Origin of the sequence: Paraburkholderia phytofirmans OLGA172 (assembly GCF_001634365.1) — a bacterium.
Taxonomy (GTDB): domain Bacteria; phylum Pseudomonadota; class Gammaproteobacteria; order Burkholderiales; family Burkholderiaceae; genus Paraburkholderia.
On record NZ_CP014578.1, the window covers coordinates 1,705,451 to 1,719,951 of the forward strand.

At 56.7% G+C, this 14,501-nt stretch carries 10 protein-coding genes; 9 read left to right on the forward strand and 1 reads right to left on the reverse strand.

Going from position 1 to position 14,501, the window contains the following annotated elements; all coding sequences use genetic code 11:
* Positions 1 to 397 precede the first annotated feature (397 nt).
* The 9 genes from AYM40_RS07330 (at position 398) to AYM40_RS07380 (ending at position 12,889) form a co-directional block, all read left to right on the forward strand.
* Complete coding sequence (locus tag AYM40_RS07330) at positions 398 to 1,396, forward strand: NADP-dependent oxidoreductase (RefSeq protein WP_063495636.1); 999 nt, start codon at positions 398 to 400, stop codon at positions 1,394 to 1,396.
* A gap of 740 nt (positions 1,397 to 2,136) precedes the next feature.
* The gene (locus AYM40_RS07335; protein WP_063495637.1) at positions 2,137 to 2,484 is read left to right on the forward strand and encodes a DUF4148 domain-containing protein; all 348 of its coding nucleotides are present in this window, start codon (positions 2,137 to 2,139) and stop codon (positions 2,482 to 2,484) included.
* A gap of 624 nt (positions 2,485 to 3,108) precedes the next feature.
* A complete protein-coding gene (locus AYM40_RS07345; protein WP_063495639.1) occupies positions 3,109 to 3,456 on the forward strand; it encodes a DUF4148 domain-containing protein in 348 nt (115 codons plus the stop codon).
* 461 nt (positions 3,457 to 3,917) lie between these two features.
* The gene (locus AYM40_RS07350) at positions 3,918 to 5,252 is read left to right on the forward strand and encodes an aminotransferase class I/II-fold pyridoxal phosphate-dependent enzyme (RefSeq protein WP_082854993.1); all 1,335 of its coding nucleotides are present in this window, start codon (positions 3,918 to 3,920) and stop codon (positions 5,250 to 5,252) included.
* Between the two features lie 891 nt (positions 5,253 to 6,143).
* A complete protein-coding gene (locus AYM40_RS07355) occupies positions 6,144 to 6,443 on the forward strand; it encodes a DUF4406 domain-containing protein (RefSeq protein WP_063495640.1) in 300 nt (99 codons plus the stop codon).
* 410 nt (positions 6,444 to 6,853) lie between these two features.
* Positions 6,854 to 9,049 (forward strand): FUSC family protein, encoded by a 2,196-nt coding sequence (locus AYM40_RS07360; RefSeq protein ID WP_063495641.1) that lies wholly within the window; start codon positions 6,854 to 6,856, stop codon positions 9,047 to 9,049.
* Positions 9,050 to 10,044: 995 nt separating this feature from the next.
* Positions 10,045 to 10,473: a BON domain-containing protein gene (locus AYM40_RS07370; protein WP_148662133.1), complete on the forward strand. Its 429-nt coding sequence runs from the start codon at positions 10,045 to 10,047 to the stop codon at positions 10,471 to 10,473.
* 141 nt (positions 10,474 to 10,614) lie between these two features.
* Complete coding sequence (locus AYM40_RS07375; protein WP_063495643.1) at positions 10,615 to 11,163, forward strand: class IV adenylate cyclase; 549 nt, start codon at positions 10,615 to 10,617, stop codon at positions 11,161 to 11,163.
* A 214-nt stretch (positions 11,164 to 11,377) separates the two neighbouring features.
* On the forward strand, positions 11,378 to 12,889 hold the full coding sequence (locus AYM40_RS07380; protein ID WP_420488465.1) for an acetyl-CoA hydrolase/transferase family protein: 1,512 nt from the start codon (positions 11,378 to 11,380) through the stop codon (positions 12,887 to 12,889).
* A gap of 124 nt (positions 12,890 to 13,013) precedes the next feature.
* On the opposite strand, the gene AYM40_RS07385 is transcribed toward AYM40_RS07380, so the two are convergent.
* On the reverse strand, positions 13,014 to 13,955 hold the full coding sequence (locus AYM40_RS07385) for a LysR family transcriptional regulator (protein WP_063495645.1): 942 nt from the start codon (positions 13,953 to 13,955) through the stop codon (positions 13,014 to 13,016).
* Between the last annotated feature and the right edge of the window lie 546 nt (positions 13,956 to 14,501).

The following is a 14,501-nucleotide window of genomic DNA, read 5'->3' on the forward strand; positions in this document are numbered from 1 at the left end:
AGAACTCTGAGCGTCATTATATTTTTTGAGCGATTCCTGAATCACCCGTAAAGATGCAAGGCATTTATACGAAGACCGAGGCAATCGATCTTGCCCGCCATGTAACAATTGATTCGTCATGGCAAGGATCCTCCACGGATACGCTTCAAAACATGCGTGTATTTGCCCCGCGTCGTCGAAACGGGCAGCTCACAGGCGCCGCGCAGCACCTGAATACGACCACGTCGTACGCGTCGCGCCAGTATCTCGACGCGAAAATCTGCACCCGAGTCGAGTTCCTGCGCGACGAACTGCCGGTGTCGATGGACAATGACCAATCCGAATTGAGGAAATTCACGCACACCTCTAGATGGAGGCGTATTTGTTCACCCCGTTTCGCACGCAAAGGATCCTTACCATGACTCAGGTCAATCGTCAGATCTTGCTCGCTTCGCGCCCGCAAGGCACTGTCACACCCGACAACTTCAAGCTCATCGAAACGCCCCTGTCGTCGCTCGTCGACGGGCAAGTGCGCATACGCAACCATTACCTATCGCTCGATCCGTACATGCGTGGCCGGATGAGCGATGCGAAATCGTATGCCGCGCCGCAGCCACTCAATGAAGTGATGATTGGCGCAACGGTCGGCGAAGTCGTCGAATCCAGGCATGCGCAATTCGCAATTGGCGACAAGGTCGTTGGCATGTTGGGCTGGCAGGAATTCGGCACGTCGGATGGCGATGGCCTTCGGAAGGTCGATGACTCGCTTATTCCTTTGTCCGCTTATTTGGGCGCGGTCGGTATGCCCGGCGTCACGGCATGGTACGGTCTGAACACGATCATTGCGCCGAAGGCTGGGGAGACCGTCGTCGTGAGCGCCGCGAGTGGGGCGGTCGGCAGCGTCGTCGGGCAACTGGCGAAGCGGGCAGGCTGCCGTGCGGTCGGCATTGCCGGTGGCTTGGAGAAGTGCCGCTACGTGGTCGAGTCGCTCGGCTTCGACGCCTGCATCGACTACAAGGCGGGCAATCTGAGTCAGGACCTGAAGGCGGCGGCGCCGGACGGCGTCGACGGTTACTTCGAGAATGTCGGCGGCGAAGTGCTCGATGTGACGCTCGCGCAGATGAACGCGTTCGGCCGCATTGCCGTGTGCGGCATGATCGCGGGCTACGACGGGCAGCCGCTGCCGCTCAAGCATCCGGCGATGTTCCTCACGCAGCGTCTGCTGGTGCGGGGCTTCATCGTGAGCGAACACATGGACGTGTGGCCCGAAGCGCTCAAGCAGCTCGGCACGCTAGTCGCGCAGAAAGATCTGCGTTTCCGTGAAAGCATTGTGCAAGGACTCGAGTATGCGCCCGAGGCGTTTATCGGCCTGCTGGCGGGCCAAAACTTCGGCAAGCAGCTTGTCCGACTGATCTGATGCCGTGTAGCTTCTTGAGGCGAAGCAGACAAGGACTGACGCCTTCCCGCATGCGCCCGACGCGGTTGGCGTGCAGGCATTCGCCGAGCTGGCGAACTTCAAGCGTGTCTTCGTCCAGGTCAGTTCCCGGGCGAATACCCGGGCCGAAAACAGATCCTCATGAGAAACAATCAGGATAACGTCTCTTTTCGAGTCGCTTGCGTGGAATGAGCGATCTGGATGTCTATTTACATGAAATCCTGATGGACTAGAACCCTTGAACATCAAGTCCACGCTGAGAAAAATTGCCAGAAAATTCAATTTTGCAGCGTCGACTTCTGCTTGCATCGGCCACGATCAGAACTGGTGCAGCAAGGCAATCCGGTAAACCATCTGATTTGATCCCGAGGAAATGTCCGCCGCGCCATGGATCAAAGCGTAGTCGAAGTCCGTCCCTGTTAAGCTTGCCCGTATTCACGCCGAAGCCGCTTTCCGGCTGGAAAATGGCTCGGTATCCGCTGACTCCCTGGCTGTGTTCAGAATCCGTTTTGCCCGGGTTCCGTACACTCCGTTCGATTCCGTCCGAGACAAATTGCTTCAGACAGGTACAGGGACGCTACGCTCTAAGGTTTGTGCAAAGCTGACAACGATTCCTTCCGGACATCCTTCTTAATCTTAAGAGGCTAACTCCGTAGACTTTCGTCACTGGCTACGGACAAGGTTGTTCGCAGCAGGACAACGGGATCTGGAGGTAGGTCATCATGAAGTCGCTTATTCAAGCAGTTATTGTTGCCGCGGTGCTCGCTGCTCCGGTTGCAACTTTCGCGGAGTCTAACCAGCCCGTGACACGTGCGCAGGTGCGAGCCGAACTCGTTCAGCTTGAGAAGGCAGGCTACAACACAGCAAGCCGTAACGAGGCCACCTATCCTGCTGAAATTCAGGCTGCTGAAGCCCGGGTGGCGGCGCAAAATGTACAAAATTCGATGGCACACGCGCACGTAGTTGACACCAGCGGAGTGGGGGGCGTCGTCAGTGGTTCGTCGCAATCGGATCGCGCGACGGAGACTACGGTGTCGACATATTCGCCCCCGATTTACCGCGCACACTAAGCCATCGTCGCGTACAAGTCCTGAACACGCGACAGTCGCCGTGTCATGTCGTTCCTCAAGACGAAATGGGCGTGCTCTCGCCAGAAACCGTGAGAGTTCGCCCGTTTTGCCAATATCTGAATACCTTCGTCGCTGGATTCCCGGTGGCTTCGCGCATCCGCCCCACTGTGGGCGCTTTCTGTTAGTCGGTTTCGTCCGAAGATCCAAACTTGCGTGCAGGAAGCAGATGCCTTGCGTGACTCAATAGCGAATTCACGGCGGCGTGTACAAGACTGCATGCGCCTCCCGAATCGAACGGTTCAGAAGGCGGGTAGCTGAGGCCTTCGGGATCTGATGCCGCGCGAGACATAGCGCCGATCGTCAAATTGAGCGACTTGGTGGCGACACTGGGCATGGCCCCCTTATCGCATTTTTCGATCCGAATGCCGGCGCGCCTCCTCACGAGCGCGACCCTTAGTTCCTGCCCAGACGCAGTGCCGCCAACGCCCCGAAGTTTCCCTCGGTCGACAACAATCACTTCCAGAGAGGGGTCTTAATCTTAAGTGCTTACCTACCTAGACTGTCATCACTGGCTACGAACAGGGTCGTTCGGAGCAGGAAAAACAGAATCTGGAGGTAATTATCATGAAGTCCCTTATTCAGGCCGTTGCTATCGTCGTTGTACTCGCTACTCCAGTCATGTCGTTCGCCAAGCAGCCGAACACGCCGATCACCCGCGCACGGGTTCTCGGCGAGCTCGAAAAGGCTGGCTATCACCCGGCTCCCTCCAGAGATCCTTATCACCCAGCTGATATCCAGGCCGCTGAGGCTCGCGTGGCTGCACAGAATGTGAACAGCGCAACGGCACGGGCCTCCATAGCTGACACCAGCGGCGTGGGTGGGGTAGTTAGCGGTACGTCGGCATCCGGTGCCCCTGCAGCCGTCCGTACTGCAGCCGATGGTGGCATGAAGCAAATCTATCGCGGTCATTAAACCGTCAGGCTAGCGAGTCGCCGGCGCCTATGGTCGCCAGGCATCTCCTACTGAGCGCGCGGTACCTCTGTGCGCCCCCATTCAAAAGAACTGACTTGCTATCGCGGTAACGCCGGTATCGGGTTAGTTCGGTCTGGATCGATACCTCCGTCATCGGGCTCCCGATGGCTTCGCCCAGCCCTCACGGTCTGGGCGTTTTTTCGGCACTTTCTGCATCCAAACCACGATACCGCTCTCGAGGGTGACAATGGCCATGTGGAAGTGATGGTGTAGCGTTCGTTCAATTCGCAGCTCGCCAGACAAGCGCAGCCACTTTGCCAACAACTACCCGCCCGTCAACGCCCACATGGGCCGCTTTGAATCTCTACGCGTTGCCCTGTTGCATTTGTGTCAATACGAAACGAGCCTAAAGCGTGCGGAATACGCATGGGCTTCGTCGGACACCTACAAAGGAACATAGCATGTCGTCTGCTTCGCCGCACACCGATTCGGAATCCAGTGCATCTTCGAATCGCGCCGAAAATTTCTCGCTAGCCGAATTCTTTAAAACTGAGGCTCCGACGCTGATGGGGCGAGTCAAGCCGTTCTCCGATTACTACCGCGATTCGCGCGCCAAAGGGCTTGCCCACTACAATCGGGAGATTGTATCGGCGGTGTCCAATCGTACCTCGGTGAGGGGCATCGACGGGAAAACTCGAGAGATGATCATGTTCGGGTCGAACAACTATCTCGGCCTTACTACCCATCCACACGTGGCCTCGCCAATCAAGCAGGCGCTCGACGAGTATGGTGCCGGAGTGGATGGGCCGCCGTTACTAGGCGGGATGACTCAGTTGCATATGGAGCTGGAGCGACGCCTGTCGCTCTTGAAAGGTGCTGAGGACACGCTGCTTTTCGGATCGGGCTATCAGGCCAACTTGGGATGGGTCAAAACCCTTCTCAGGGACGACGACGTGCTTCTCTACGATGAGTACAATCATGCGAGTCTTTATGATGGCATCGCCTTAGCGGCAGTGAACACAAACATCAAGGCAATCCGTTTCTCGCACAACAACACGGAGAATCTTGAGAGGCTTTTGATACGCTTCCGGAAGGGGGCGAGCCGACCCAACCGGCAAATCTTCGTGGTTGTAGAAGGGGTGTACTCCATGGACGGCGATCTTGCTCCTCTGCCGCGGATCAGCGAGCTTTGTGCCGGGCATGGGGCCATTCTGGTGGTCGATGATGCGCATGGAACTGGCGTCATGGGTAAAACTGGCCGTGGCACGGCCGAGCATTTTGACATGGAAAGCGCGGCCGATATCTGGATGGGTTCCTTCAGTAAAGCGTTCGGGATGACGGGAGGTTTCCTGAGCGGCGACCGGGAGGTCGTCGACTATCTGAGGTTCTGCTCGCGCTCTTACATGTTTTCAGCCCATTTGCCGATCACGACGGTCGCCGGGGTGCTCGGGGGGATCGAAGTCCTCGAGCGGGAGCCCGAACGAATCGCCCGCTTGCACGAGAACGCTGCCCATCTGGAGGCTGGCCTGAGTGCGCTCGGTTTTCAGGTATTCCGCGAGGCCGCGATCATTCCTGTTCGAATCCCGCCGGAAGTGAACATTCGCGAGGTTTGCAAGCAGTTCCACGACGAGGGCATTTTCCTCAATTCGATTGAGTATCCTGCTGTTCCAAAAGATGGCCAACGCCTGCGCTTGAGCGTCATGGCGACCCACACGACAGAAGACCTTGATCAAGCAGTAAGCGCCTTCGAGCGGATCGGCACGATAGCTGGAATTCTCTCGGGCGCGAATGTGTAGTCGTTTGCGAAAACCTCTTTCTCCTGGCTCCGTAAGCGATAACACTTGATCAGTTCCATTGGCACATACGGGGGCGTTGCATTTTTTGGCGTTCATCGTCTGCCGCTCATGGCTCGCGGCGGATAGGTAAATCAGGTAGCTGGAAAAGCAGTAATGGTGAGCAAGCACGCGATAACTTGGCAGTCTTTTTTAAGACCTCTTTGGGAATCCGGGCTAAAAATAGAATCAGCAATCCGATGCGCGTCCTCTACTCAGGGCTTGAACCCAGCCGGTCATTCGGGACAGCGAGCGTACATTTGAGCGCCTTGTAACGCGGCGAACGACCGCGGAGAATGCCGCGGAGAATGCCGCGGCTTGATCTCCCAATCTTCTACCCAATAGATCATGCCCGACGACTCCGATCCGTCGCGTTCGCGGCGCCGGAGCCGTCATGTCCGAGATTGAAGACGTAATGCAAGGCATTGGCACGTTCTCCGCGAACTGCGCGTCGTCTGCGTTGCCGTGGGCACTGTTGCTGGACGACGCGTTGGATCTCTTCAAGCGGGAATGTCAGCCGGCCTGTATGGAGCACTACCGCATGCATGCAATGATCATCGAGCGGTCCGGCTTCGATTGCACGGAGCTTCAGCAATATGGGCGCTTTTCTCGCTCCGCTGGATCTGACGCTTGTCGTCGCCGACGTCGCTGCCTTCCGCACTTGTTGCGTTCAGAGCGTTTTGCACAAGAAGTACGGCACGTCCCCGCGAGGAGCTTGTCACACAACGTGTGCGCTCGATCACGCACGACCTTCAATCTTCGAACGTCGGTCTAGCCCGCCGGCCCGAGGATTGAGAAGATTTTTACCGCGCTCGAACCGGCGAATCCCGGCGGACGCTTAATGAGGGAGGTAGCATGAAGCTTTATCTCGCTGGTCCTATGACTGGGCTTTCCAAACTCAACCTCCGCGCTTTCCATGAGGAGGCCGCACGCCTCCGCGCAATGGGTTACGAGATCGCGAATCCGGTCGAGTTCAATGTCGACCGAAATGCAGGCTGGCAAGCATGCATGCGCGTGGACATCCCCGAGCTCGTGAAGTGCGACGGGGTTCGCATGCTGGGCGACTGGGAAAGCTCGCCTGACGCAACACTTGAGCGACATATCGCCATGAAACTAGGCATGAAAGTCGAATACGCGAGGCAGATGATGGTATGAACTATGAATGGATGGCCGGCAACGTGAAACCGGCCTGCCCAGGCGTCTATCCTGTCATAGACGAGCGCGGATCCGATGCCGTGTACTTTGCGTGCTGGACTGGAACCCGATGGAATATCGCGTGCATGTCACAGCATCGCGCGAGAGTGGCTAACGGCGCATCCAGCTATCAGAGCTGGCAATGGCGCCAATGGGCAACGGAGGTGGCAGCGTGACAACACGTTGCGATCCGCGCGTGAAACCTGTTACGAAGTTGTGGAAGACCTGGGTCTGCACGACAACTCGCTATGCAGGCTGATAGAACAGCTCCGCCACCGGGGAGGCGCGCTCGCGCATGTTTTCTATCGATTTCGGCTCGACGTGACCAGGTAAGCGGTCTGGTTGTACTACCGATTCCCAGCTGAGAAAAAATGAAAACTCCGTCCTCTGCTGTGAGGCAGTCTCAACGTGGCGCTGTCAAAAGCGCGCTTGGCGACTGGATGCGTACAGACGGGCTTACACTGATCTACATGTTAAAGGTGGTGCTTGCGGCTCTGCTGGCGCTTTGGATCGCTATGCGCCTTCAGTTGCCACAGCCGCGCACGGCCATGACCACTATCTTCGTTTTGATGCAGCCGCAAAGCGGGATGGTTCTCGCGAAGAGCTTTTATCGCTTCTGCGGAACGCTCGTCGGTCTCGTCGTGATGATTGTGTTCATCGGTTGGTTCTCGCAGCAACCGGTGCTGTTTCTGACAGCGACAGCACTCTGGGTCGGCATCTGCACCGCTGGCGCCGCGCGTAATCGGCACTTTCGCTCGTACAGCTTTGTGCTCGCGGGCTACACCGCCGCGCTGGTCGGCATCCCCGCCGTGCAGCATCCCGACGGTGCATTCCTTTCGGCCATCACACGGGCGGCCGAAGTGTCGCTCGGGATCGTCTGTTCCGGGACGGTCAGCGCGCTGGTTTTTCCTCAACATGCTGGGGAAGCAATTAAAGCGACAATGCAGCGTCGCTTCGGTGCATTCGTTGACTACGTGTCGAACGCGCTCTCGGGTAAGATGGATCGTTCGCAGATCGAGTCGGCAACGTCGAGCTTCATCGCAGATATTGTTGGGTTTGAGGCAATACGCAGCGTAGCGGTGTTCGAACATCCAGACACGCGCATGCGAAGCGGCCGTTTCGCGCGGCTCAACACCGAATTCATGAGTGCGTCGACGCGTTTTCACGCCTTGCATCAACTTATGAACCGCTTGCACGAGCAAAATGCGCTGGCGACAATCCACGCGCTGCAACCTTACTTCTACGAAGTCGCGCCGCTGCTGAAAAAGTCGGGCGAGCCTGTTCTGAATGCCCGCGATGCCACGCAGGCTGCCGCTCAGCTCGATAATTTCAAGACTGCCCTGCCCAAACGAATCCGTGCGACGCGCGCGGAATTCAAGGCAAAGTCAGAGACTTCTCTCCTTGAATTCGACACTGCGGCGGAACTCCTGTATCGATTTGTCGACGATCTCCATTCGTACACGCAAACCTACGCGTCGCTTGCCGTGCCATCGCACGAGCGCGAGCGATGGGTGGCGCAGTACATCCCCAAAACGAACCTGATCGCGGCCGCGGTAGCGGGCCTGCGTGCGGTTGCGGTAATACTTGTTCTCAGCGACTTTTGGATCTCAACCGCGTGGCCGAGCGGCGGCACATTGGTGCTTGCCGCGGCGACGGTTTGCGGACTGGCATCCTCGTCGCCGCGGCCAACCCGGATGGCGTTTCAAATGGCAGGAGGTACCGCGCTCGCATCGGTCGCTGGATTGATCGTGATGTTCTGGTTATATCCCCGGATCGACGGCTTCCCACTGTTGTGCGCCACGCTGACTCCGTTTCTACTGCTCGGAACGTACCTCACCACGCGGCGCAGCTTGGTCGGCTACGGCCTCGGTTACTGCATTTTCTTCTGTTTCCTCGCTGGCCCGGATAACCTCATTCATTATGATCCGACCGCCTTGATCAACGACGCAATTGCGCTTGTCTGTTCGATGCTGGTAGTGTCGATCGCATTTGCCGTCATTCTCCCAACCGACGCGCCGTGGCTGCGTCGCCTATTACTCGGTGAATTGCGCCGACAAGTCGTGATGGCCTGCCACGGGCGCTTGACGCGTCTCGCCGTGCGCTTCGAGAGCGGCGCGCGCGATATGCTGTCGCAAATCCACGCGCTGGCGGGCGATCAGGTCAACCTGAAGCGTGACGCGCTGCGGTGGCTGTTCGTTGTACTCGAAGTTGGCCACGCGGTGGTCGATCTTCGCACCGAACTGAGCCAACTGGCGGCTGATCCACGCTATGTGGCTTGCACCGCATGGCGGCACTCGACGGCCACTATGCTCGACGTGGTCGGGCGGCTTTTTGATAAGCCTAACTACAAGCGTTTTGACGCTGCGCTGTCTGCCACCGATCACGCGATCGCCGGTGTCCAAGCGTTGCTCGACGCGGTACGTGCCTCTCGCGAAGAGCACCGTCGGCTGCGACGCGTTCTCAGTAATCTGCATTTCATTCGTACCGCGCTGCTCGACCCGCAATCGCCGTTCGAGTCGTTCGTCGGTGCTCGAGGTGCGCCGGAAGAAACCCACCACGCCACGTGACGTTGTGTCCCTCGCACTAGAAGCAGTGCTCTCATGTTTTATGGCGCACGTCAATCTACACGACAAAGCTTCCACCATTCTCACAGATGACCACATCCACGCTGCGTCCGAAAACACGCACGAAATTCCGAAATTCGCAATTCCGCGACCGACAGGAAGATGGAGCCTGTGTAAAGTCAAATGTATTCGTTTCAATCGCGATAGCGCACAGGCGACTGTGGCCGCGGTATTCCGACCGCAGGCAACGCAAATATGTTTCGGCGATCGGTCAACCGCCTACGCTCGCCTGATCCGTCGAAGGGCGCACTCCGGATCGACCAAACCTTATGGAGATGAGAGATGTGTGGAGCCGCAGAGCGTTATTCAGGGCAGCTTGTCGAGGCCGTCGTGGATCGGTTGCGCATGCATCGACGCGATGAGATACGCCGGCGTGCTCTTTGCGCACGTGCGTTAAATCGCCTCGCTGCACAATTGACATCGTGTGGAACGGAAGTTGTTGATGCCTTCGGGAAAGAGTTTTCTGCAAGCGGTGTGCCGAGTCGCGCCGCATTCGCACTGACAGCTACCGATGACGCCGTGCTGCGCGTGATAGCAGTGCATTATGGACCGACACTTTTCGCAAACCCCGCGCTGTCATTCGTGGTACGAATATTAAGCCCCAGTCCGACGATATTTGTCCGCAGGACAATGTGGTGCGACTCACCCTCTGACGAGGCGGCCGCGCGCGTACTCAACGAGGCTATGCCCGACCTGGAGCGCTTGGCGGAGAAACATGCCGATGTGTTCATGGTAGACGCGCGCGTGGCTCTTGCCAGCGCCAATTTTAACGGAGTAGGCCAAAAGACCAGCCATTAAGTGCACGTTTTTGCAATTCTATCCGAGCCAATGTGGCCACGCTCAGAAAGGATGCGCCCTATCGATACAAGAAGTTGCCTGAGCGTGGTCACCCTGAATGGATGAATTTTTCGAATTGAAATCAAAGTGCGAGGCTCTTCATGAAGTTAGATTTTTTCACAAATTTCCTACGGAATCTTTCAATATGGATCTTCCAAGCAGACGCAATGAGGTCCGCCGGTCTAATTGCGTCGATTGCTGCGTGTGCGGCCATGACCGGCGTACCATTGGCCTACGGTCAGACGACCAACGCTGTGGCTACAGATACAGCATCGGCCGTCACTACGCCAAGCAAAAAGGAAATTCGATCGCAAAACCGAGCCCTCGCGAAAAATGTGAGAAAGGCCTTAACTAAGGTCAAGGGGCTCGATTCATCTGGCATTTCGATATTGGCGAAAGGTGGCGTCGTTACGTTGGCCGGCTCCACTCAAGACGAGAAGGATATCGGGTTGGCGGAAGACGCGGCGAAAGGCGTAACTGGCGTTACATCGGTACAGAATCGCCTGACGGTACACGAAGTCGGTCATTAAACAGCGGAGGTGCGGCATTCCGCCAACTCCTTCGCTAAACAGAATGCTGTCCGAGACCGAGGCGATCCAAACGTCGAATTCGAATTGATCGCTTTCTCACCCCTTCGACGCCCACCTTTTTGAACATCCGAGAGATCTCCCATGGCACGTAATATCGAAATTAGGGCCCGTACCGATAGTTTCGAGGAGTTGATGCACCGCGCCGCAGTGCTCGCCTTGGACACGCCGCGTTCCTATCGCCAACAGGACTTTTTCTATGACGTTCCAAACGGCCGGTTGATGTTGCGCGAGTTCGACGACGGCACACCGGCTGAACTCGCTTTCTATCAATCAGGTGACCGCGACGGCTCCACAGTCACGTACTTTTCGCGTAGTCCGGTGACAAACGCCGAGGCGATGCACACGCTACTCGCGCAAGCACTAACTACGCGCGGTATAGTTAGCAAGGAGCGACACGTGTTCCAGGTAGGCCAAATGAACCTTAACCTGGATCGCGTTGATGATTTAGGCGACTTTGTCGAACTTGAGGTGCCGCTCACCCAGGACGACGTCGAAGCCATTGGCGAAGCGGATGCGCGCGCGGTGTTTGAGAAACTGGGTGTCGTGCATGCTGATCTCGTGTCAGTGCCTTACGTCGATCTGCTCAATGCTCCTCGCTCGAACGATCGGCCATCGGTTAAAAACGCATGATATGCAATGCGGCGCCTTTACGCGCCCACTGACTATTCTCCATGTTCTCTCAACCGAATCTCGCGAGGCGGGTTGCGCGATACCCACGACTTTCCTCTTTTAACTCGCCGGCGTTGGCCTTTCATCGACCTCCAGCGCCACCTCATCAGGTAGACTCGGTGCGCAATTCATTGACCCGGCGTCTTCAAACGACCTCTATCCACTAGGTTTCATCATGAACACACGAGTTGTAGCCGCCGGTCTACGCAAACGCATCTGTTCCGCCGATGATGCCGCCGCCTTGATTGCTCCTGGCATGACCGTTGCAATGAGTGGCTTCACTGGCGCAGGCTATCCTAAGACAGTGCCTCCTGCACTAGCCTCGCGGATCGATGACGCGCATGCTCGCGGTCTGGATTTCCGAATTAATGTCCTGACCGGTGCATCGACCGCTCCAGAGCTCGATGGCGCCTTGGCGAGAGCTAATGGCATCACGATGCGCCTTCCCTATCAGTCGGATCCTACGCTGCGAGACAAGATCAACGATGGTGAGATGGATTATCTGGACATCCATCTGAGCCATGTAGCCCAGAATTCCTGGTCTGGGATTTTTGGAGAAATTGATATTGCCTTGGTGGAGGTGTGCGCAATACGCGATGACGGCAAGCTGATTCCTTCATCGTCCGTCGGCAACAACAAGACGTGGCTTGAACGTGCGAAGGGCGTGATCCTCGAAGTGAATCGGCGACAGCCGCTGGAACTTGAGGGCATGCACGACATCTACTATGGAACCGCGTTGCCGCCCCACCGCGTACCGATTCCATTGCTTAGGAGCGGAGATCGCATCGGTGAGCGCTATCTTCACTGCCCAGCCGACAAGATTCTCGCGATCGTCGAAACCGATGCTTCGGATCGGAACAATGAATTCACGCCGCCCGACGCGACGTCACGGCAGATCGCCGGAAATCTCATAGAGTTCTTGCGTCACGAAGTTGCAATGGGTCGCCTGCCCAAGACGCTGCTGCCATTGCAGTCGGGTGTGGGAAACATTACAAACGCAGTGCTCTCCGAATTGGGGGCGGTCGGATTTGCGGGGCTGACCGCCTATACAGAGGTCATTCAGGATGGAATGCTAGATATGCTCCAAAACGGAACGTTAACTGTAGCGTCGGCGACCGCATTATCCTTGAGCCCGTCAGCTTTCGTTCGCTTTGCGGAGCACATTGGTCAATTCCATGAGCGCATTGTATTGCGGCCCCAGGAAATCAGTAACCACCCTGAACTTGTGCGGCGACTCGGCTGCATCGCGATGAACGGCATGATGGAATCGGACATCTACGGCAACGTAAATTCGACGCATGTGATGGGAAGTCGCATACAGAATGGAATCGGTGGCTCAGGCGATTTCGCACGCAATGGCTACTTGTCGTGCTTCATGTCTGCCAGCACTGCAAAGAACGGAAGTATCTCGTGCATCGTGCCTATGGTAAGCCACGTCGATCATACTGAACACGACGTCGCGGTTCTGGTGACCGAACGCGGACTTGCCGACCTGCGCGGACTCTCTCCGAAGCAACGCGCTCAGCAAATCATCGCTCGATGCGCGGATCCCGCATATCAGCCGATGTTGCAAGATTATTTCGATCGCGCCTGCCACCAAAGCTTCGGCAAACACACCCCACATCTTTTGAAAGAAGCATTGTCGTGGCACGAACGATACATCGAGACCGGTTCGATGCGAAGTTAAAATCTTTTCCGGTCAGTTTTCCAGATCTCCCGGCTGCGTTCCATGCCAAATCTGCTAACCATGCGGGAGGTTCTCGGCCTGTGGGAACGCAGGTCAAGGCGGATTTCCAAAGCGAAGTGCGACTTCACAGATGTGGCCCTGCCAGTTCCGCCAGCAAAGCCTGGTCGCGCTCGATTACGCCCGGAAGATGCGAGCGCAGGAACTCGACCCATGTTTTTATTTTAGCATCTACGAATCTACGTGACGGGTAGATAGCGTAAATATTCGTCCTCTGTAGTGTATGACTTGGCAGAACGCGCACCAGCGTGCCATCTCGCAACCCATCCACTGCCGCATAAGCGGGAAGGATCCCGATTCCCATACCTTCTCGGATCGCAACAATCAGTGATTCGGCGATGTTGACCTGTACCTGCCCATTCACACGCATCAACTCGCTTCCTGCAGGACCCTCCAGAAGCCACTCGTTAATCGGAAACGCAGGGGTGTTTAGAGTAAGGCACTCATACCGCGCCAGATCGCATGGCTGATTTGGGGCGCCGTGAGCGCTGACGTATGCCGGTGAGGCGCAAAGAACGCTGAACGTCGATCCGAGCAGATGCGAAACCAACTCTGAGTCGGGAAGCGACGAGGCCGCAACGACCGCGACGTCACTATTGCCTTCGAACAAGTCAGGCATGCGCTGCGACAACGTTAGCTCGACGGTGACCTGAGGATACAGGGCGCGATACTTCGCAATCGCTGGTAGCACATAGTGCTGGCCGATGCTCGCAAAGCTGTGCATCTTTAGCGCGCCCACAGGCCGCTCTTGTGCGCCACTCGCTTCTTCCGCCGCGGCATCGACTTCAGCCAGAATATAACGACAGCGCTCCAGGTACCGTTCGCCGGCGGTCGTGAGTGACAATCGTCTGGTCGAGCGATTCAAAAGACGAGTTCGAAGGTAAGCTTCGAGATCGGACACTGCGCGAGACATCGCACCGGTCGTAGAATTAAATGATTCAGACGCCGCGGTGAAGCTGCCAGCTTCGACGACACGCACGAACACTCTCATATTTAGTAGCGTATCCATAGAGCATTCCTGTTCCGTAAACATTCCTTTTTTCTGGTTTCTTTCTTGCACTATTGCTGCGTGCCACGGAGATCAGGCTTCCCTCCAAAAAATAAAAATATCCGCGAGCGAGCTTATAAAATGGGCGTCGCTCCATGTCGCGGACAGGCTGCTTCATCTGAGGGGTAAACAGTTTGAGCTACGAGCGCCGATGTCGATCAGAGAGAGTCATGATTCGCACGCGAACTCAGGGCCTACCCCGACGCCTCCCTTGTGACTGCGCGAAGGCCACGTGGCCTGACCGCAGCCCGGCGACGAGGGGCCGACGTCATTTCCCTATCGGTAGCTCCACGGGTGAATCAATCTAAGGTCGTCTTCTGCGACAAACCGGACCGTGTTGAACACACGAACCATGGCAGCCAGAATAGCTCGATACCAAGTGCGAGAAGTCGTCCATATTTCATCGTGTGCCACGGCATCGCATTGACAATAGAGGGGATACGGCCGAAAGTGCCACGGGTTCCCTCCCTGTATGTCCAATCCGCCCTGTATGGATATATGTAGCAG

Coding starts and splice junctions, on each gene's coding strand:
- AYM40_RS07350 (WP_082854993.1), top strand. CDS start 3,918: ATGTCGTCTGCTTCGCCGCACACCGATTCGGAATCCAGTGCATCTTCG.
- AYM40_RS07330 (WP_063495636.1), top strand. CDS start 398: ATGACTCAGGTCAATCGTCAGATCTTGCTCGCTTCGCGCCCGCAAGGC.
- AYM40_RS07385 (WP_063495645.1), bottom strand. CDS start 13,955: ATGGATACGCTACTAAATATGAGAGTGTTCGTGCGTGTCGTCGAAGCT.
- AYM40_RS07370 (WP_148662133.1), top strand. CDS start 10,045: ATGAAGTTAGATTTTTTCACAAATTTCCTACGGAATCTTTCAATATGG.
- AYM40_RS07375 (WP_063495643.1), top strand. CDS start 10,615: ATGGCACGTAATATCGAAATTAGGGCCCGTACCGATAGTTTCGAGGAG.
- AYM40_RS07335 (WP_063495637.1), top strand. CDS start 2,137: ATGAAGTCGCTTATTCAAGCAGTTATTGTTGCCGCGGTGCTCGCTGCT.
- AYM40_RS07380 (WP_420488465.1), top strand. CDS start 11,378: ATGAACACACGAGTTGTAGCCGCCGGTCTACGCAAACGCATCTGTTCC.
- AYM40_RS07345 (WP_063495639.1), top strand. CDS start 3,109: ATGAAGTCCCTTATTCAGGCCGTTGCTATCGTCGTTGTACTCGCTACT.
- AYM40_RS07360 (WP_063495641.1), top strand. CDS start 6,854: ATGAAAACTCCGTCCTCTGCTGTGAGGCAGTCTCAACGTGGCGCTGTC.
- AYM40_RS07355 (WP_063495640.1), top strand. CDS start 6,144: ATGAAGCTTTATCTCGCTGGTCCTATGACTGGGCTTTCCAAACTCAAC.